The sequence below is a fragment of the Enterobacter sp. SM3 genome, assembly GCF_009811935.2.
Classification (GTDB): Bacteria; Pseudomonadota; Gammaproteobacteria; order Enterobacterales; family Enterobacteriaceae; genus Enterobacter; species Enterobacter asburiae_D.
The window spans coordinates 2,136,284-2,154,586 of record NZ_CP099971.1 but is presented as its reverse complement, the minus strand read 5'-3'; the positions used below and the strand labels follow the sequence as shown (position 1 = coordinate 2,154,586).

Genomic DNA, 18,303 nt, shown 5'->3' with positions numbered 1-18,303 from the left:
GGAGCTTTTATGAGACTGTTTTCCGGCCTGACGGCGCTATGTGCCGCGGCGCTGTTCACCAGCCAGGCGATGGCGGCCCCGCTGATTCTGGCGACCAAGAGCTTTACCGAGCAGCACATTCTCTCGGCGATGACCGTGCAGTACCTGCAAAAGAGAGGTTTTCAGGTGCAGCCGCAAACCAACATTGCCACGGTGATCTCCCGCAACGCGATGATCAACAAGCAGATTGACATGACCTGGGAGTACACCGGCACGTCGCTGATCATCTTTAACCACATCAACAAGCGCATGTCGCCGCAGGAGTCTTACGAGACGGTAAAACGCCTGGACGCGAAGCACGGTCTGGTCTGGCTCAAACCCGCCGACATGAACAATACCTACGCTTTCGCCATGCAGCGCAAGCGCGCCGAGGCGGAACATATCAACACCATGTCGGAGATGGTGGCGAAGATTGAGCAGGTCCGTAAAACCAATCCGGACAAAAACTGGCTGCTGGGCTTGGACCTGGAGTTTGCGGGGCGCAGCGACGGCATGAAGCCGCTTCAGGCGGCCTACAAGATGGATCTGGACCGCCCGCAAATCCGTCAGATGGACCCCGGTCTGGTCTATAACGCGGTGCGCGACGGCTTCGTTGACGCCGGTCTGATTTACACCACCGACGGGCGCGTGAAAGGCTTCGACCTCAAGGTGCTGGAAGATGATAAAGGCTTCTTCCCGAGCTACGCGGTGACGCCGGTGGTGCGTAAGGACACGCTGGAGGCCAACCCCGGTCTGGAAGAGGCGCTCAACACCCTTTCCGCCCAGCTCAACAACGACGTTATCACCGAGCTGAACAAGAAGGTGGATATCGACCATCAGTCACCGCAGCAGGTCGCCCGCGATTTCCTGCGTAGCAAACAGCTGCTGTAGGAGGCGCTATGGAGACGATTCACTACATTCAGGACAACTGGGATTACCTCTTAACCCTGACGCTGCAGCACCTGTGGCTGGTGGCGCTGGCCGTAGGCTTAGCCATCATCATCGGCGTACCGCTGGGCATTCTGATTGTCCGCCATAAGTGGCTGGCAACGCCGGTGCTGGGGATAGCCACCATCGTGTTGACCATTCCGTCCATCGCCCTGTTTGGCCTGATGATCCCGCTGTTTTCGCTGATCGGTCAGGGTATCGGTGCCCTGCCCGCGATCACTGCGGTGTTTCTCTACTCGCTGCTGCCGATTGTGCGTAACACCCATACGGCGCTCGACAGCCTGCCGCCGGGCCTGCGCGAAGCCGGCCGCGGCATCGGCATGACCTTCTGGCAGCGCCTGCGCTGGGTTGAAATCCCGATGGCGCTGCCGGTGATTTTCGGCGGCATCCGCACCGCCGTGGTGATGAATATCGGCGTGATGGCGATTGCCGCCGTGATCGGCGCGGGCGGCCTGGGCCTGCTGCTGCTCAACGGCATCGGCGGAAGCGATATTCGCATGTTGATTGCGGGCGCGCTGATGATTTGTCTTTTAGCGATTGTGCTCGACTGGCTGCTGCACCGTCTGCAGGTGGTTCTGACTCCAAAGGGGATTCGATAATGATAAAACTGGAAAACCTCACCAAACAATTTTCACAGAAGCACGGCCAGACCTTTAAGGCCGTCGATAACGTCAACCTGAACGTGCCCGAAGGAGAAATGTGCGTCCTGCTCGGCCCGTCCGGCTGCGGGAAGACCACCACCCTGAAGATGATTAACCGCCTCATTACTCCAAGCAGCGGGACGATCCTGATCAACGGTGAAGACACCAGCGGGATGGACACCGTCACCCTGCGCCGCAACATCGGCTACGTGATCCAGCAGATTGGCCTGTTTCCGAACATGACCATCGAAGAGAACATTACCGTCGTGCCGCGCATGCTGGGCTGGGATAAAGCGCGCTGCAAAACCCGCGCCGAAGAGCTGATGGATATGGTGGCGATGGATCCGCACAAGTTCCTCAACCGCTATCCGCGCGAGATGTCCGGCGGCCAGCAGCAGCGTATCGGCGTGATCCGCGCCCTGGCGGCGGATCCTCCGGTGCTGCTGATGGATGAACCCTTCGGCGCGGTAGACCCGATCAACCGCGAGGTGATTCAGAACCAGTTCCTGGAGATGCAGCGCAAGCTGAAAAAAACCGTCATGCTGGTGAGCCACGATATCGATGAAGCCCTGAAGCTCGGCGACCGTATTGCGGTGTTCCGTCAGGGGAAAATCGTGCAGTGCGCCAGCCCGGATGAACTGCTTGCGAAACCGGCGAATGAGTTTGTCGGCTCATTTGTCGGTCAGGACCGCACCCTGAAGCGCCTGCTGCTGGTATCGGCGGGCGACGTCACCGACCAGCAGCCGACCATTACGGTGCGGGGCTCTACTCCGCTTCCCGACGCCTTTGCGACCATGGATGATAACGATATTCGCGCGGTTACCGTGGTCGACGATCACGGCAAACCGCTGGGCTTTGTGAAGCGTCGCGAAGCGCGTAACGCCAGCGGCACCTGCGCCGACATTCTGCATCCGTTCCGCATGACCGGCAAAGCGGAAGATAACCTGCGCGTGGTGCTTTCACGTCTGTATGAGAGCAATACCAGCTGGATGCCGATCGTGGATGAGGACGGTCGCTACAACGGCGAGATTTCGCAGGACTATATTGCCGAGTACCTTAGCTCCGGGCGTACGCGTCGGGCGCTGAATATTCATAGCGATTAAATGAGTATTTTAATGGATTAAATGTAACGGTGAGGATACATGATGCACCTGACCGTAGCTGCATAGCATGGCTCACCACACGACGCCGCCCCGGACATCGCGCAGCTCAAGCGGCGTGCCGAGGTGGTCGCAGACGTAGTGGTACACCCCGGCGTGCTTCAGGCGATTGCCGGAAGCGACCGTCAGGGGGCCGGTCAGGTTGCCGGCGACATCGTGCGTGAAGGACTCCTGCCATGACATGAGTCCGTCCGCCCGGTGCGGCGTGAATGCGGTGGCGGCCAGACGCTCCCGCTCGTCATGGCTGAAGTGCCATTCCCCGGTGGCGGTGTCGGTGATGTGCGAAATCAGACTCCGGGCGTCCGGAGTATATTCCCGGGCTCTGACGGTGCGGTTGTCCGCCGTCACGACGGACTGACGGACCAGACGATCGCGGGCGTCACGGGCGAAATGCTGGCGAAACGTCCCGCCGTCCCGGATGTGCTCCGCGCCGTTTCGCCACGCATGACGGACCAGCGTCTGCGCGTCCAGGGCGGTATGGGTTATCTGGCCACGCTGGCGCTGCCACGACACGGTCCGCCCGTCCGGCAGACGCATGGCGGTCAGGGCGCCGGTGACATCCCGCTGATAGTACGTGCTTGCCGGTCCCTGATGCTCGGCAGTCAGCAGCCCGCGGCGGTCATACTGCCATGCGAGCGGCCACTCACCGTCGTCTGCTGACGTCAGCCGGCCGAAACCGTCCCGGGCGTAGCGGATTTACGCCAGCGCTCCCGCTGTTTTGCCAGCCCGTCAGCGCTGTAGATAATCTGCTCAGTACAGCGGCCTGCGCTGTAATGGCGACGAATAATTTGCCCGTCCGGCAGGCTTTCCTCCGTGACCTGGCCGTCACGGTTATGACGCCAGCGGGTTACCGCGCCCGACGGATCGGTCAGTGAGACAAGGTTGCCCCGGGTATCATATTCATATCGGGTGGTGGCACCGTCCGCACCGGTCTGTTCGAGCAGCCGGGCGGTCTCCGGATCGTGCCGCCAGTGCTCTTCCGCGCCGTCTTCGTGGCGAACCGTGACGCGCCCGCAGCCCTGAATGCTTCATTTCTCGACTTATGTTCATCCTCATACAGCCTCTCCCGGCGCACGATTTTCCGCCGCCGGGCTCCGGCTGTCTAGTCGAAATCTGGATTAAATATTCGCTGTCCTTTACACGGAATCAAATCAAATACTTTTACATGCGTGTTATTTTCAATAAACTCTAAGGCGTTATCAAGTAAATCAAAGTAAATCACCTCTTCTCTTTGATATTCTTCAGAATTCATTTTTGATTCTAAGATCTCGTCAATATATACTTTATATTTTCCGTTCCACTTTTGCAGACCTACAGAAGTCCAGCAAATTTCATCGTCCATTAGAAAAGAAACTCGCTGTCCTACTTGGCTCCCGTTTTCTATTTTTTTTATTAAGTTAGGGTTTGTATTCATATGTCACCGATGATATTAATCACTAATTTTACGCCATCTGCTCGCTTAATATTCATATGCGGAAAGTTGCCATGTCCGTCAGTTGAAGCATGTCCTCTTACTCGCCCCGTTTCAGGATCAATTGCGTAATCTTTGTGATATGCGCTACCTTCTTTAAAACGATCCATTTTTCTTTTTTTCTAATACCAACTGCATCTTGTGATGCCAACACCTTTAACTTTCTGATAATCAGGAAATGCAGCATGAAGTAATTCATCAGCCTCTGCTTTAGTCCTGACATCAACAGTAGTATTTTTACCACCAGTTTTTAAAGTATCAACTTTTTCAGGGCAAGCTGTCAGACCTAAAGGATCTATCCATGTCAGCGGATTCTTGACATAGGCATACAGGTTTATTCCCCCCGCCAGCCCTACCGGGTCCGGACTCAGGTCCCGCCCCACGCCCGGATCGTAATACCGGTGCCTGTTGTAGTATACCCCACTTTCCGCGTCATGATACTGCCCCTGAAAGCGCAGCGGCTGATTTATCCCTGCAGTATCAGCATGATGCACCTGACCATAACTGCGCAGCATGGCTGACCACACGACGCCGCCCCGGACATCGCGCAGCTCAAGCGGCGTGCCGAGGTGGTCGCAGACGTAGTGATACACCCCGGCGTTCCCCTCCCGTCCGCAGAGCATGAGTAGCGGGCGGAAATCAAGACGGAGTGTTTAGTGTACTGAACCGGATTAAATAATAAAAAGCCGGGAAGAATTAATTTCTTACCCGACTCCTATTCTGGCTTATTATCTAGTTACAATAAAAAAACGTTCCTCATAAGAGAAAAGGAAGTGATTGTTTTTTATCGTAGTTATTATAGTTGTTTCATCGGATGGTAGAAAATAATAATTCCAATATTTTTTCAGAAGATAATAAGGAGTTATACACAAATATTGTTCACTAAAAAATAAAAATACAAATTGAGGATATCCTGATAATTCATCAAACTTCAAAAATAATTCATTCGCTGATTCTTTTCTATCAAAATCAATGTCATAATGGTCTATTTTTGAAAATATATTCATATCCATTTCCATCAGATGTCTTTTACTTGATGAAATAAGCATAGACCAAAGAACTCTGCTTTGCTCCTTATTGAATAATACAATGTCTCCACACTCGATAGCCTTCATCAGATCCGGGCACTCTTCAAATCGCCAGGCCTCAAAAAAATCTTTGCTTTCATTTTCAGAAAAAGACATGCCCTTTACCTCCACTAGATCTTCCTGACTCCCAATCCTTCCATTTAACATGCGGTAAGTTATTTTCAGCCGCGTTTTTTGTATGCGACTCAATGGGGTGAAGCTCATATCCTTTTTTATACCCCCCACCCATATTGTTATAAGGATCATCTATTGAGCCTTTTTTCTCTATACGACCACGACCTTTTGTAACAAGATCTATAGCATCTATTTCATTTGCTGTTCTGAAATTAGTATTTTATCCACTCCGAATAGAGTCAATAGCCTGTTTCCATTCTTTAGAACCGGGTTTTATTACAGGCAGATTTGAAGCATCACCGACTTCATTACCAGTAAGTCCACATTTTAATAATCCAAGCGGATCAATATATTTCAGCGGGTCCGGCACGTACGCATACAGATTCAGCCCACCATCCAGCCCCACCGGGTCCGGACTCAGGTACCGCCCCACGCCCGGATCGTAATACCGGTGCCTGTTGTAGTATAACCCACTTTCCGCGTCATGATACTGCCCCTGAAAGCGCAGCGGCTGATTTATCCCTGCAGTATCAGCATGATGCACCTGACCGTAGCTGCGCAGCATGGCTGACCACACGACGCCGGCCCGGACATCGCGCAGCTCAAGCGGCGTGCCGAGGTGGTCGCAGACGTATTGATACACCCCGGCGTTCCCCTCCCGTCCGCAGAGCATGAGTAGCGGGCGGAAGTCATGTTCATCCTCATACAGCCACACCCGGCAGGACGCATCGCGGAGTGCCTCCTGCAGCTGTGGATTATCCGGCAGTCTGCCGGGCCAGAAGCATCCGGCATCACACTCGCCGAGCAGGCGCTCTCCCTGCCAGAAAAAGCGGCGGGTGGTGCGGGCAAGTAAATCCTCCTTCAGAATACGGCGCCCCAGGGCATCGTACTGATAATGATAATGCGCGGAGCAGTATGTCACTTATGGACAACTCGCTGCCGGACGCGGGATTTGAGATCTGAACGGGCGTAAGTGTGAAGATTTCGGAGGAGTGTATTGTGCTGAAGGCGGACGGTGACGAGGTGCAAGAGCTGCGCGAGCAGCTTTATCCGGCTAAACAAGTGGTTAAGGGGATTAAAGGTGGAGTGTTTAGTTTAGTGTACTGAACGAGATTTAAATAAAAAAGCCGGGAAGAACAGAAGTTCTTTCCCGCCTCTTAATATTGTTGAGTTATAGATTTACTCTATTTTTATACAAGACCAGTGACAACTACAACAAAACACCCCTGGCTTTGGTTGACTTATTTTTTCAAAACTAACGTTATCAAGTTCGATAGCTGAGTTATTTTTCATTTTTATAAAAACCTCATGAAAATGATAATCACTGACTTTGCTTTCAAGTATCACAAATCCATTCTTAGTAAAGAATGATACTAGTTCAGTTATTGGTTTGCAAACTTCAATATCATCTACTTTCATATCATTTCAATCCTATAGGTTTTCCAGTTGCGCGTAGAACGACCTGATAATCCTTTACAAAATATTGTATAGCGCCACCTTCACCCAAATGGGGATTAGCAGTAACCACTGAAGTCGCTATATCAGTATCTTTCAATACTTCATATGCCTGTACTTGTGGCCTGTAGCCAAAAACATCATGAGGTTTCACTTGAGCACTTTTCCAAAGAGATGACATTGACCCTTCTGCTTCATTTAATGTTGACTGTGATAGATAAAATTCCGTTTGTCCGGGAACACCACCATAAATAATATCACCTTTGTTTAAAGTACCTAATTGCCAGTCATCGACTCCAGGATAGTCACCTTTACCTTGCCACTTTGAGGCTTTAAATATTATATCGTCCTTACACAACCCTAACGGATCAATATATTGCAGCGGATTCGGTACGTATGAATACAGGTTTAACCCACCATCCAGCCCTACCGGGTCCGGACTCAGGTACCGCCCCACGCCCGGATCGTAATACCGGTGCCTGTTGTAGTATAACCCACTTTCCCCGTCATGATACTGCCCCTGAAAGCGCAGCGGCTGATTTATCCCAGCAGTATCAGCATGATGCACCTGACCATAGCTGCGCAGCATGGCTGACCACACGACGCCGCCCCGGACATCGCGCAGCTCAAGCGGCGTGCCGAGGTGGTCGCAGACGTAGTGATACACCCCGGCGTTCGCCTCCCGTCCGCAGAGCATGAGCAGCGGGCGGAAGTCATGTTCATCCTCATACAGCCACACCCGGCAGGACGCATCGCGGAGTGCCTCCTGCAGCTGCGGATTATCCGGCAGCCTGCCGGGCCAGAAGCGTCCGGCATCACACTCGCCGAGCAGGCGCTCTCCCTGCCAGAAAAAGCGGCGGGCGGTGCGGGCAAGTAAATCCTCCTTCAGGATACGGCGCCCCAGGGCATCGTACTGATAACGATAATGCGCGGTCTCCTGACCCCGTACCCGGCAGCGGTAGCCGGTCAGGCGGTGCTGCGTGTCCCAGGTGTAGTGATGCTCCTCGCTGCCGGTCACCTCAAGAATGCGGTTGCCGTAGCCGTCGTACTCATAGCGGGTGTCCCCGGCGTGCCTCAGGCGATTGCCGGAAGTGACCGTCAGGGGGCCGGTCAGGTTGCCGGCGGCATCGTGCGAGAAGGACTCCTGCCATGACATGAGTCCGTCCACCCGGCGCGGCGTGAATGCGGTGGCGGCCAGACGCTCCCGTTCGTCATGGTGGAAGTGCCATTCCCCGGTGGCGGTGTCGGTGATGCACGACAGCAGATTCCGGGGACGCCAGTCATAGTTCCATGACAGCGGCTATCCACCATCGCCATCGCTAATCAGCCGCCCGACACTGAATTTTTTGCCGTCACCCCGCAAGTAATAAGACAACGGTAGTGGAAAATCAGAACGAAATGAGAACCTGATGATAGCTACCGCAGGCTGTGGAAATGATCCCTGCATATGTTGATATTATTAGGTGGGCGCGATCAGAAAAAGAATTTTACGCAAATTCAGAATTGTGCCTGATATACAGGCAACCTGTTACAGGTTGTTTTAATTTACTGAGAGGACATGAATAAAATTATTTTTGAATATAAATGGATATTCTTTCAGATGTTGCTTTTTCCAATATTCCAACTGATTGCTCAAGCATGCCCAGTATGTCCCTTATGGACAACTCGCTGTCGGACGCGGGGTTTGAGATCTGAACGGACGTGAGTGTGAAGATTTCGGAGGGGGTGTATGGTGCTGAAGGCGGACGGTGACGAGGTGCAAGAGCTACGCGAGCAGCTTTATCAGTCTAAACAGATGGTTAAGGGGATTAAGGACGGCGAGTTTAGTGTGCTGAGCGGTGGTTAAATAATAAAAAACCGGGAAGAGTTAATTTCTTTCCCGGCTTTTAATCAGATTTTATTTATAGCATGTTTAACTTTCAATTCTAATAATTCGACATCTTCTGCACTTCCGCTATAAACAGGCTCTTCCCAATTGCAGTCTTTTATTAAATAAATATAAAACTTGCCATTCACATCAAAAGATGGTCGCCACCCGACATCAAGAATATAGCCATCAGGAAATTCAACCTGAAGCATATCTTCTTTAAGCTCATCCAGCTGTTTGCTAAGAGGAATATCTTTTTTCAGGGAGAATTCGTTGAACACGATATCTCCTTTTTTCACTGAGAAATCAATATTCATTGTGTTGTTAACCTCCGGAATTCATCTATAGATATGGGATGACCGTGGATTGTGTTTGCACTAAGCTCAACCCTCATCCACTGAGATTCTTTACCCTCACTGGCACCAATGACTTGTCCTATATCTTTTACTTTCCAGGGTTTGCCATTTGTAACTGCCATACCTGTATTAAAGACATCATATTCTAATGTTTTAATATCCACATCATGTGTATATTTTGCAGGACCAGTATTGGTGGATTTTATTATATCTTTCCAAGATTTATTCTTGGGTGGAAAGTGTTTATATCCATGATTTGTCCATTCAGGCTGTTCTATTTCTCGACATTTCAGCCCCAGTGGATCCACCCAAGTTAACGGGTTCGGAACATAAGCATACAGATTCAGCCCACCATCCAGCCCCACCGGGTCCGGACTCAGGTACCGCCCCACGCCCGGATCGTAATACCGGTGCCTGTTGTAGTATAACCCACTTTCCGCGTCATGATACTGCCCCTGAAAACGCAGCGGCTGATTTATCCCTGCAGTATCAGCATGATGCACCTGACCATAGCTGCGCAGCATGGCTGACCACACGACGCCGCCCCGGACATCGCGCAGCTCAAGCGGCGTGCCGAGGTGGTCGCAGACGTAGTGATACACCCCGGCGTTCGCCTCCCGTCCGCAGAGCATGAGCAGCGGGCGGAAGTCATGTTCATCCTCATACAGCCACACCCGGCAGGACGCATCGCGGAGTGCCTCCTGCAGCTGCGGATTATCCGGCATCACACTCGCCGAGCAGGCGCTCTCCCTGCCAGAAAAAGCGGCGGGCGGTGCGGGCAAGTAAATCCTCCTTCAGGATACGGCGCCCCAGGGCATCGTACTGATAACGATAATGCGCGGTCTCCTGGCCCCGCACCCGGCAGCGGTAGCCGGTCAGGCGGTGCTGCGTGTCCCAGGTGTAGTGATGCTCCTCGCTGCCGGTCACCTCAAGAATGCGGTTGCCGTAGCCGTCGTATTCATAGCGGGTGTTCCCGGCGCGCGTCAGGCGATTGCCGGAAGTGACCGTCAGGGGGCCGGTCAGGTTGCCGGCGGCATCGTGCGTGAAGGACTCCTGCCATGACATGAGTCCGTCCACCCGGTGCGGCGTGAATGCGGTGGCGGCCAGACGCTCCCGCTCGTCATGGCTGAAGTGCCATTCCCCGGTGGCGGTGTCGGTGATGCGCGAAATCAGACTCCGGGCGTCCGGAGTATATTCCCGGGCTCTGACGGTGCGGTTGTCCGCCGTCACGACGGACTGACGGACCAGACGATCGCGGGCGTCACGGGCGAAATGCTGGCGAAACGTCCCGCCGTCCCGGATGTGCTCCGCGCCGTTTCGCCACGCATGACGGACCAGCGTCTGCGCGTCCAGGGCGGTATGGGTTATCTGGCCACGCTGGCGCTGCCACGACACGGTCCGCCCGTCCGGCAGACGCATGGCGGTCAGGGCGCCGGTGACATCCCGCTGATAGTACGTGCTTGCCGGTCCCTGATGCTCGGCAGTCAGCAGCCCGCGGCGGTCATACTGCCATGCGAGCGGCCACTCACCGTCGTCTGCTGACGTCAGCCGGCCGAAACCGTCCCGGGCGTAGCGGATTTTTTTCCCGTCAGGCAGTATTTTCTCCGCGATCCGCCCGGACACATCCCGCGTCAGGCGGGTGACACGCACCTGCTCCTCTCTGCCGCTGAGGTCATATTCCCGCAGGGTGATGAGCCTGCCACAGGCGTCATAGTCCCGGCACAGACGGATACCGTCGACCCGGATCTCCTCCGCCAGGAGACCGGTGCGGGTGTAACGCAGCAGCCAGCGCTGGCCGCTGCCGTCAGCGATCTCAGTGACCTGTCCCGTACGAAGGTCGTACCGGTACGTCTCCCGGGTATTATCAGGGTAAATGATTTCGCTCAGCAGCGCGGTGCCGGGGAGATAGCTGTAGCGGGTGATATGCCCCGCTTCATCCTGCTCCGTCAGCAGCTGGCCGTCACCGTTCCACGTCCATCTGCGCTCGCTGCCGTCCTCATGGATAATGCGCTCCGGATTGCCCGCGTCGTCCCGGAGGATCTGCTCCCCTTTTCCGGTCTCAGGGTTGCCCTGCCAGACGGGCCGGCACAGCAGGTCGTAGCGAAAGGCGGTGACTTTTCCGGTGCGGTCTTTCTGACGTATCACCAGGCCCGCGGCGTTAACCTGACGGGTTTCATTACTTCCGTCCGCCCATTCCGTTGCGACCCGCGCGCCTTCTTCCGACCAGCGATAGCGCAGGGTGTTTCCTTCGGCGTCGGTCGATGCCAGCAGGCATCCGTCAGCGTCGTAACGCCAGCGCTCCCGCTGTTTTGCCAGCCCGTCAGCACTGTAGATAATCTGCTCAGTACAGCGGCCCGCGCTGTAATGGCGACGAATAATTTGCCCGTCCGGCAGGCTTTCCTCCGTGACCTGGCCGTCACGGTTATGACGCCAGCGGGTTACCGCGCCCGACGGATCGGTCAGTGAGACAAGGTTGCCCCGGGTATCATATTCATATCGGGTGGTGGCACCGTCCGCACCGGTCTGTTCGAGCAGCCGGGCGGTCTCCGGATCGTGCCGCCAGTGCTCTTCCGCGCCGTCTTCGTGGCGAACCGTGACGCGCCCGCCGGCCTGCCAGATATACTCCCGGGACAGGCCCGGAAGGCTGCTCCAGTGGCGTACGGCCCGGGCCTGTTTACCCGAACCGGACCACGCCCAGTAAAATTTCGCCCCGCCGGGCAGCTCGCGGCAGGTAAAAAGATGATCGTCCCGGTAGTGGTAGCGTTCGGCCTCCTGTCCCGGTGCCCTGGCCAGGCAGAGGCGTCCCTCGTCATCGTGGTCGTAGCGCATCACCGTCACGGCACCACGCGCCATGTCCAGGCGCGTGTTTTCGAACACCAGTGAACTCAGCCGCGGTCCCCTGGCGTGTTCGCGGTAGTTCAGATGCAGCAGCATCCCCGCCGTGCTGACCAGCCTGACGGGTAATTCCCCTTCGTATTCCACCTGCCAGCGCTGACGCTGGCGGGAAAATCCGCTCACGCGCCCCTGAGGGCTGTCCGCAGACCGTACCACATGCATCAGCCAGCCATTCAGCGATGGCGCGCTCAGTACGAAAGTATTCTCTGCGTTATCACACCAGGCCCTGGCACCGGCCAGCGGGTTACGGGAGACGGGGATCGTGGAGTCCGGTAGCGGCAGGCGCAGGGTGACGTTCTCATGGTCCCGCCACAGAATATGGCTGTCGGTAAAGGTGAGGCGATGATCGAGCGTATGCCGCCAGCCATACCCGAGCGTTGACGCTTCCTCAACCGCCGTGGTGCGGTACTGCCGGCCAATACTGAACGGGACGGTGCCGGGCAGCGTGAAATCCGTCAGCGCCAGCAGCTCCTCCCCGTTGATCAAGGATACCGGGCAGCCGTCCGTATCGCAGGCGTCGGTATTTTTCGTCGGGTTGCCGCCGGGGTCCGTGGCCGGAGAACTTTCCTCGCGGGTTTTCAGGCCGATTTCGGTGTGACGGCTGGTACCCAGTTCGGTTTCATGATTGATCCCCAGCCGGGCATTGCTCTGGCGCTGATGGTTAATGGCGCCATGGTTGTCCAGAAAACCGGACATGACGCTGACCATGTCCTTCATGATGTCAGTCAGCGCCTGCCATAAGGTCCGGATCGTTCGTCCGAGGCGGGGGCCGTAGCGCGTCAGCATTCGCACCACTTTATACGCCAGAAAAGCCGGGCCTCCTGGACCGGTAACCAGGGTCAGCAGCGCCCCGAATACCAGACCAGAAAGGATTTCCCCCGCAAATTCGGCCAGGGGGGTGAGCAGTTGTCCCCAGGGATACATTCGCAGGCGCAGCAGGGTGGCGCGGGTGAGCAGATACAGGGCAGCTTCATCGTTAAACAGCGCCATCAGCTGACGGGCGCGCGCCTTGTTGGCCTCAAGGGCCCCTGAAAAATCCGGAAGCGTGAGGCCGGACACCCATTCGCCGGCCTGCGTGAGGGCATCTGCGATATCTCTCAGATACGGTGCCGGGCTGGAGATGATATTCCAGGCCAGCTTGATGTCGCTCCAGAGGTCGGTCAGCGAACTGAATAACCCTTCACTGAAAGCAGCGGACAGGCCGTCCGTAATGGCATTGCGCGTCCAGTGCGGACGGTATTCATCCCACCGGGCTGCCAGGATGCCATATTGCTGTCGGGAAAGTTCGTCATAGGCCGCCAGCAGGGCGTCGTTGTGCGCTTCCAGCGCCGGATCGACGGCCCGGGCGTAATAGCTTTTACCTGCCTTCAGGTCAGTAAAAACGGCCGTGCCGCTTTCATCCGTTATTTTTACGTCAACCCGTTTGTCAGGGGCAAACGAGGGGGTTTCATACAGCTCAATACTGGCGTCCGGGACAGGCAGGTCGGTTATCGACTGGTGCCTGAGGACCACGGTAAGGGTGCGGTTTTTCGGGCAGACAATCGCCGCGCTGAGCGCCCTGCCGTCATCGTCGTCGACAACGGTTTCCCTGCCATTCAGGGCAATAATGCGTTCCATCTCCAGCGTGGGGCCACCCAGCATGCCGGAAACATGGCTGGCGCGCGCCCACTCGCGCACGAACTGCCGGTACTCCTGAGTGATGAGTTCATTGTTTTTAAAAAGAGAAAGCTCGTTCTCAATACCAGCGACATAGCCGGCAAGCAGGATTTCCGCGCCCATATATTTCATCCGTGAATTTGTGCTTGATATTGGGATAGCTACCGCAGGCTGTGGATATAAATCCTGCATATATCGATGATATTGGGGGAATATCGTCAAAAAAAGAGATTGCATGTAAATTCAGAATTGTGCCTGATACTGTATCGACCACGTAAAATTACAACCCATGCAACGTCTTCATACGTACCCCGACATCCGCGCGATGTTTCGCCGACTGCTGATTGCCACCGTCACCGGCGTGCTGGCCGCGCTAGCCGTGGCGGTATTCCGCCACAGCATGTACCTGCTGGAGTGGCTGCTTCTCAGCAACGACAGCGGCAGCCTGGTGAATGCCGCCGCGTCGCTCTCGCCCTGGCGGCGCGCGCTGACGCCGGCTCTGGGTGGGCTGGCTGCCGGGCTGCTGCTCTGGGGATGGCAGCGTCTGACGGCGCAGCGTCCTCATGCCCCCACCGATTATATGGAAGCGCTGGAGACCGGTGACGGCCAGTTTGACTACGGCGCAAGCCTTGTGAAATCCCTTGCGTCGCTGCTGGTCGTTGCCAGCGGTAGCGCCATCGGGCGTGAAGGGGCGATGATCCTGCTTGCCGCCCTCGCCGCCTCCCTTTTCGCCCGGCGCTTTACGCCCAAATCCGAGTGGAAATTATGGATAGCCTGCGGTGCCGCCGCCGGGATGGCCAGCGCCTACCATGCTCCGTTAGCCGGAAGCCTGTTCATCGCGGAAATTCTGTTTGGCACGCTGATGCTGGCCTCGCTCGGCCCCGTGGTTATCGCGGCGGTGATGGCGCTGCTCACCACGCAGCTTCTGGCACCGGGCGCCGGTACGCTCTACGCGGTCCATCTGAGCGGCATGCTCACCGCGGCCGATTATGCCCTGCTGGTCGCGATGGGGCTGGTGGCCGGTCTCTGCGGACCGCTGCTGATGTGGCTGATGGCGTTCAGCCACGGTCTTTTCCTGCGCCTCAAGCTTTCGCCGCCGTGGCAATTAGCGCTGGGCGGCGCGATCGTCGGGCTGCTGTCCCTCCTGACGCCGAAGGTATGGGGGAATGGCTACAGCGTGGTTCAGTCTTTTCTGCTCGCGCCGCCGCTGCTGTCGGTAATTGCCGGGGTGTTTATCTGCAAACTGCTGGCGGTACTGGCGAGCAGCAGCTCGGGCGCGCCGGGCGGGGTATTTACGCCCACGCTGTTTGTCGGTATGGCAACGGGGATGCTGTTTGCGCAGCTGTTCACGCTGTGGCTGCCGGGTTCTGAGACGGCGATTCTGCTGGGGCTGGCAGGGATGGCAACGCTACTTGCCGCGACCACGCATGCGCCCATTATGTCGGCGCTGATGGTCTGTGAAATGACCGGGCAGTATTTTTTACTGCCCGGCCTGCTGGTCGCCTGCGTGGTGGCGTCCGTATTGTCGCGGACGTTACGCCACGACTCGATCTACGGTCAGCACGCCACCGAGGGCAGAGAGATCGATGTACTGCGCTAGCTCGCGCTGCTCGGCGCGTGGCAGATAAGGCAGCTCGCCCACCAGCGGTCCGGGCAGCTTGGTGCTCAGCACGTCGATGATCTCCGCGTAGTGCGCCAGGCCCGGGTTGATGCGGTTTGCCACCCAGCCGATCAGCGGCAGACCGTCATTGGCGATCGCCTGCGCCGTCAGCAGCGCGTGGTTGATGCACCCTTCCTGGATACCCACCACCATCACCACCGGAAGCTGCTCCTGCACGACCCATTCAGACAGCGGACGCAGGTCATTCATCAGGCTGCGCCAGCCGCCCGTCCCTTCAACCACCACGTGGTCAACCTTCTCGCTCAGGTTCGCCAGGCCGTCGGACAACAGGGGATAATTAATCAGGCCGCTGTGCGCTACGCTGCTCTCCTCTTCGCTTAACGCAATGGGATTGACCGCGTGATAAGGCAGTTCCAGTGACGAGACGCTTTGCAGCACCAGGGCGTCTTTATTACGCAATCCCTCTGGCGTCTCTTTACTGCCTTTTGCGACCGGTTTGTACCCTGCCACGCGTTTACCGCTTGCTGCCAGCGCCTGCAGCAATGCGCGGGATACGACGGTCTTGCCGACAGAGGTATCTGTACCAGTAACAAAGAAACGCTTAAGCATGACTCACTCCACCTCTTGGGTATGCTTCGAAAATATAAACCAGGTAAATAATTCAGTGGAGGAAGTCTACGGGATACGTGCGCTACCCGGCTTGAGATAGCGCAATTTTTCTTACATCTGCGGAAAAGAGTTAACCCTGTAACAGGCGGATCAACAGCGAGCCGTTATACATGGCATCTTTGACCAGCGCCGCGCCTGCCATCGTGCCCTGATTGGAAAACTGGGTGCTTTCTACCGCAATATTCCGGCTGTAGGCGGGAAGCGACTGCTGCTGAATACAGGCCGTAATCGCCGGGAAAAGGATCTCCGCCGCCTGGCTCAGCGGTGAGCCGATGAGGATTTTTTGCGGGTTGAAGAGGTTCACCATAATGGCCAGAATGCGGCCAACGTTATTCCCCACCCCGGTAATAATGTCCTTCGCCAGCAGATCGCCCTGGCGCGCGGCGGCGCAGAGTGAATCTACCGTTAAGGGTTGTCCGTGCAGCGAGGAGCTCATGGACTGGCCGAGCCGAACCTGCGCCAGTTCCAGCACGCTTTCGACGCTGGCAATGGTCTCCAGACAGCCGTGGTTCCCGCAGTAGCAGCGCTTGCCGTACGGGTCGACCTGGGTGTGGCCAATTTCCACCAGGCTGCTGCTTCCGGCGTGGAGAAGCCGTCCGTCGGTGATCACGCCCGCCCCGACGTTATGGTCGATGACTACCTGAATCACATCCCGCGCGCCGCGCGACGCGCCAAACAGCGCCTCCGCCATCGTCCAGGCGCTGATGTCATGCTGAATATAGACCGGCACGCCGGTATGGTTTTTCAGCACTTCGCCCAGCGGCATCTCTTTGACATCGTCGTAAAACGGCATGCGGTGAACAATACCGTTTTCGGTATCAATAATTCCCGGCATGGTGATGGCAATCGCCGTTAAGCGCTCAAGCCGCTGCTGATGGCGGATAAAGAAGTGATCGATGTGCGAGACAATCGCGTCGAGGAGCGGTTCCTCCGCGTTGAGCGGCAGTTCAAGGCGGTCTTCCACCACCAGCTTGCTGCTCAGGTCGCGCAGCGCAAGGAAGATCTCCCCCCGGCTGATGCGCAGTGACAGGTAGTGCCATGCTTCCGTTTCAACCACCAGTCCGACTGCCGGACGGCCACGGCTGCCCGGCTCCTGAATTTCCGTTTCCTGAACCAGGTGCGCTTCCAGCATCTCGCGGACAATCTTGGTGATACTGGCAGGTGCCAGTTGTGCCAGGCGCGAAAGATCGATACGCGAAACCGGACCAAGCTGATCAATCAGGCGATACACCGCGCCAGCGTTGGTCTGCTTAATCTGATCGATATGCCCTGGCTGACTATCAGCAACCACCTCGTACTCCCTTATTTTCGAGCTTCGAAATAAACTATTTGCTATGGTGAAGCACTTCCATGGCCGTCGTCAAATATTTACTTAGCCATGTGATTTACCGCACATTTTTACCCTCTTTTCCGTGAAAATGCCGCCCGATAGAGGCGCTAATTAGCTGCTCTTTGAAGCGCTGTGCGGCATGGCTCTGTTCACGGTGTTTTGACCACACCAGCCACATCTCTGAAACGGCATCCTCTTCGGCAATGGTCACCCAGCGCATTTCGCGCAATTGTACCCGTTTAAAGGAGGCCGGAAGAATAGACACGCCCAGCCCGGCCGCCACCAGGCCAATAATGGTCATCGCTTCCCCCACCTCCTGGGTGATGACCGGAGCGAGATCGTAGCGGCGCATCAGTCCCAGGATATCGTCATACAGACCCGTCCCGACCTGGGGGTCAAAAAAGACAAACGGCTCTTTTGCCAGCTCTGCCAGCGAGACCGTCGGACGCGACGCCAGCGGGTGATCGTGTGGGATCATCGCCATCAGCGGCTCGCGCAGGATCACCTCCCACGCCAGCGTGTCCGGCAACTGGGTGTTACGCATCAGCCCCAGATCCAGCGAACCTTCATTCAGCGGCGCAATCTGCTCGCGGGTGTTGATTTCGCGCGTCTGAATATGGACATCCGGAAAGTGACGACGGAATGACGATAGCGTCTCCGAGACGGCGCTGATAAACGGCGCGGAAGAGGTAAACCCGATTCGCAGCTCTCCGGCCTCCCCGAGATAGAGCCGCTCTGCGCGAGCGGCGGCGTCATCGACCATGCTCAGAATTTGTCGGCTGTCGATCAGGAACTGCTTCCCCGCCGCCGTCAGGCTTACGCTGCGGTTGGTGCGGGCCAGAAGGCGCGCCCCGACCTGCTGTTCCAGGATCTGAATCTGCTGGCTTAACGGTGGCTGAGAGATATTCAGCCGCGCCGCCGCGCGGCCAAAATGCAGCTCCTCGGCGACGGCGACAAAGTAGCGAAGATGACGCAGCTCGATATTCATATTTTTAACGTATCATTTGAGATTAT

The 18,303-nt window shown here is 56.3% G+C and carries 19 protein-coding genes; 5 read left to right on the top strand and 14 right to left on the bottom strand.

The genetic code is table 11. The annotated features are described in order from the left end of the window. Positions 1-9: 9 nt before the first annotated feature. The 3 genes from osmX to osmV are packed head-to-tail and all read left to right on the top strand — an operon-like array spanning position 10 to position 2,710. Positions 10-909, top strand: a complete 900-nt coding sequence (gene osmX, locus GVO84_RS10195) for an osmoprotectant ABC transporter substrate-binding protein OsmX (protein WP_121423554.1) — start codon at positions 10-12, stop codon at positions 907-909. Between the two features lie 8 nt (positions 910-917). Further along, a complete protein-coding gene (osmW, locus tag GVO84_RS10190; RefSeq protein ID WP_121423553.1) occupies positions 918-1,565 on the top strand; it encodes an osmoprotectant ABC transporter permease OsmW in 648 nt (215 codons plus the stop codon). Continuing rightward, positions 1,565-2,710 carry an osmoprotectant ABC transporter ATP-binding protein OsmV gene (gene osmV / locus GVO84_RS10185; RefSeq protein WP_159514033.1) on the top strand — a complete coding sequence of 382 codons (1,146 nt, stop codon included), beginning with the start codon at positions 1,565-1,567 and terminating at the stop codon, positions 2,708-2,710. Before osmW ends, osmV begins: the two co-directional genes overlap by 1 nt. Positions 2,711-2,782: 72 nt before the next feature. Here osmV and GVO84_RS10180 read toward each other — a convergent pair whose 3' ends face one another. From GVO84_RS10180 to GVO84_RS10145, 8 genes are all read right to left on the bottom strand, one after another. After that, on the bottom strand, positions 2,783-3,304 hold the full coding sequence (locus GVO84_RS10180) for an RHS domain-containing protein (RefSeq protein ID WP_423297025.1): 522 nt from the start codon (positions 3,302-3,304) through the stop codon (positions 2,783-2,785). A gap of 565 nt (positions 3,305-3,869) precedes the next feature. Further along, positions 3,870-4,181: a hypothetical protein gene (locus tag GVO84_RS10175; RefSeq protein ID WP_159514032.1), complete on the bottom strand. Its 312-nt coding sequence runs from the start codon at positions 4,179-4,181 to the stop codon at positions 3,870-3,872. Next, entirely contained in the window at positions 4,178-4,348 is a 171-nt protein-coding gene (locus GVO84_RS10170) for a hypothetical protein (RefSeq protein ID WP_236545797.1), read from the bottom strand. The genes GVO84_RS10175 and GVO84_RS10170 overlap by 4 nt, the downstream gene beginning before the upstream one ends. A 12-nt stretch (positions 4,349-4,360) precedes the next feature. Continuing rightward, positions 4,361-4,831, bottom strand: a complete 471-nt coding sequence (locus GVO84_RS10165; RefSeq protein WP_370686460.1) for an RHS repeat-associated core domain-containing protein — start codon at positions 4,829-4,831, stop codon at positions 4,361-4,363. 135 nt (positions 4,832-4,966) lie between these two features. Further along, the gene (locus GVO84_RS10160; protein WP_159514031.1) at positions 4,967-5,422 is read right to left on the bottom strand and encodes a hypothetical protein; all 456 of its coding nucleotides are present in this window, start codon (positions 5,420-5,422) and stop codon (positions 4,967-4,969) included. Positions 5,423-5,660: 238 nt separating this feature from the next. Continuing rightward, positions 5,661-6,362 carry an RHS repeat domain-containing protein gene (locus tag GVO84_RS10155; protein ID WP_159514030.1) on the bottom strand — a complete coding sequence of 234 codons (702 nt, stop codon included), beginning with the start codon at positions 6,360-6,362 and terminating at the stop codon, positions 5,661-5,663. A 257-nt stretch (positions 6,363-6,619) separates the two neighbouring features. After that, positions 6,620-6,859 carry an AraC family transcriptional regulator gene (locus tag GVO84_RS10150; RefSeq protein ID WP_159514029.1) on the bottom strand — a complete coding sequence of 80 codons (240 nt, stop codon included), beginning with the start codon at positions 6,857-6,859 and terminating at the stop codon, positions 6,620-6,622. Position 6,860: 1 nt separating this feature from the next. Next, complete coding sequence (locus tag GVO84_RS10145) at positions 6,861-8,051, bottom strand: RHS repeat domain-containing protein (protein WP_423257803.1); 1,191 nt, start codon at positions 8,049-8,051, stop codon at positions 6,861-6,863. Here GVO84_RS10145 and GVO84_RS10140 point away from each other — a divergent pair. Continuing rightward, positions 8,050-8,181: a hypothetical protein gene (locus GVO84_RS10140; protein ID WP_268891314.1), complete on the top strand. Its 132-nt coding sequence runs from the start codon at positions 8,050-8,052 to the stop codon at positions 8,179-8,181. The two genes, GVO84_RS10145 and GVO84_RS10140, sit on opposite strands and share 2 nt — an antisense overlap. A gap of 604 nt (positions 8,182-8,785) precedes the next feature. On the opposite strand, the gene GVO84_RS10135 is transcribed toward GVO84_RS10140, so the two are convergent. The 3 genes from GVO84_RS10135 to GVO84_RS10125 are packed head-to-tail and all read right to left on the bottom strand — an operon-like array spanning position 8,786 to position 13,792. After that, complete coding sequence (locus GVO84_RS10135; RefSeq protein WP_159514027.1) at positions 8,786-9,079, bottom strand: hypothetical protein; 294 nt, start codon at positions 9,077-9,079, stop codon at positions 8,786-8,788. Next, positions 9,076-9,843 carry an RHS repeat domain-containing protein gene (locus GVO84_RS10130; protein WP_159514026.1) on the bottom strand — a complete coding sequence of 256 codons (768 nt, stop codon included), beginning with the start codon at positions 9,841-9,843 and terminating at the stop codon, positions 9,076-9,078. Before GVO84_RS10130 ends, GVO84_RS10135 begins: the two co-directional genes overlap by 4 nt. Further along, on the bottom strand, positions 9,833-13,792 hold the full coding sequence (locus GVO84_RS10125; protein WP_423257801.1) for a DUF6531 domain-containing protein: 3,960 nt from the start codon (positions 13,790-13,792) through the stop codon (positions 9,833-9,835). The genes GVO84_RS10130 and GVO84_RS10125 overlap by 11 nt, the downstream gene beginning before the upstream one ends. A gap of 166 nt (positions 13,793-13,958) precedes the next feature. On the opposite strand from GVO84_RS10125, the gene clcB reads away from it, so the two are divergent. Beyond that, positions 13,959-15,269, top strand: a complete 1,311-nt coding sequence (clcB, locus tag GVO84_RS10120; protein ID WP_159514024.1) for a voltage-gated ClC-type chloride channel ClcB — start codon at positions 13,959-13,961, stop codon at positions 15,267-15,269. Here the strand turns inward: clcB and bioD are convergent. The 3 genes from bioD to GVO84_RS10105 form a co-directional block, all read right to left on the bottom strand. Further along, on the bottom strand, positions 15,204-15,899 hold the full coding sequence (bioD, locus tag GVO84_RS10115; protein WP_111965730.1) for a dethiobiotin synthase: 696 nt from the start codon (positions 15,897-15,899) through the stop codon (positions 15,204-15,206). The genes clcB and bioD overlap by 66 nt on opposite strands. A gap of 130 nt (positions 15,900-16,029) precedes the next feature. Then, the gene (gene mlc / locus GVO84_RS10110) at positions 16,030-17,250 is read right to left on the bottom strand and encodes a sugar metabolism global transcriptional regulator Mlc (RefSeq protein ID WP_159514023.1); all 1,221 of its coding nucleotides are present in this window, start codon (positions 17,248-17,250) and stop codon (positions 16,030-16,032) included. A 94-nt stretch (positions 17,251-17,344) separates the two neighbouring features. Continuing rightward, entirely contained in the window at positions 17,345-18,277 is a 933-nt protein-coding gene (locus GVO84_RS10105) for a LysR family transcriptional regulator (protein WP_159514022.1), read from the bottom strand. Between the last annotated feature and the right edge of the window lie 26 nt (positions 18,278-18,303).

Coding starts and splice junctions, on each gene's coding strand:
- osmX (WP_121423554.1), top strand. CDS start 10: ATGAGACTGTTTTCCGGCCTGACGGCGCTATGTGCCGCGGCGCTGTTC.
- osmW (WP_121423553.1), top strand. CDS start 918: ATGGAGACGATTCACTACATTCAGGACAACTGGGATTACCTCTTAACC.
- osmV (WP_159514033.1), top strand. CDS start 1,565: ATGATAAAACTGGAAAACCTCACCAAACAATTTTCACAGAAGCACGGC.
- GVO84_RS10180 (WP_423297025.1), bottom strand. CDS start 3,304: ATGCGTCTGCCGGACGGGCGGACCGTGTCGTGGCAGCGCCAGCGTGGC.
- GVO84_RS10175 (WP_159514032.1), bottom strand. CDS start 4,181: ATGAATACAAACCCTAACTTAATAAAAAAAATAGAAAACGGGAGCCAA.
- GVO84_RS10170 (WP_236545797.1), bottom strand. CDS start 4,348: ATGGATCGTTTTAAAGAAGGTAGCGCATATCACAAAGATTACGCAATT.
- GVO84_RS10160 (WP_159514031.1), bottom strand. CDS start 5,422: ATGTCTTTTTCTGAAAATGAAAGCAAAGATTTTTTTGAGGCCTGGCGA.
- GVO84_RS10150 (WP_159514029.1), bottom strand. CDS start 6,859: ATGAAAGTAGATGATATTGAAGTTTGCAAACCAATAACTGAACTAGTA.
- GVO84_RS10140 (WP_268891314.1), top strand. CDS start 8,050: ATGAGTCCGTCCACCCGGCGCGGCGTGAATGCGGTGGCGGCCAGACGC.
- GVO84_RS10145 (WP_423257803.1), bottom strand. CDS start 8,051: ATGTCATGGCAGGAGTCCTTCTCGCACGATGCCGCCGGCAACCTGACC.
- GVO84_RS10135 (WP_159514027.1), bottom strand. CDS start 9,079: ATGAATATTGATTTCTCAGTGAAAAAAGGAGATATCGTGTTCAACGAA.
- GVO84_RS10130 (WP_159514026.1), bottom strand. CDS start 9,843: ATGCCGGATAATCCGCAGCTGCAGGAGGCACTCCGCGATGCGTCCTGC.
- GVO84_RS10125 (WP_423257801.1), bottom strand. CDS start 13,792: ATGGGCGCGGAAATCCTGCTTGCCGGCTATGTCGCTGGTATTGAGAAC.
- clcB (WP_159514024.1), top strand. CDS start 13,959: ATGCAACGTCTTCATACGTACCCCGACATCCGCGCGATGTTTCGCCGA.
- bioD (WP_111965730.1), bottom strand. CDS start 15,899: ATGCTTAAGCGTTTCTTTGTTACTGGTACAGATACCTCTGTCGGCAAG.
- GVO84_RS10105 (WP_159514022.1), bottom strand. CDS start 18,277: ATGAATATCGAGCTGCGTCATCTTCGCTACTTTGTCGCCGTCGCCGAG.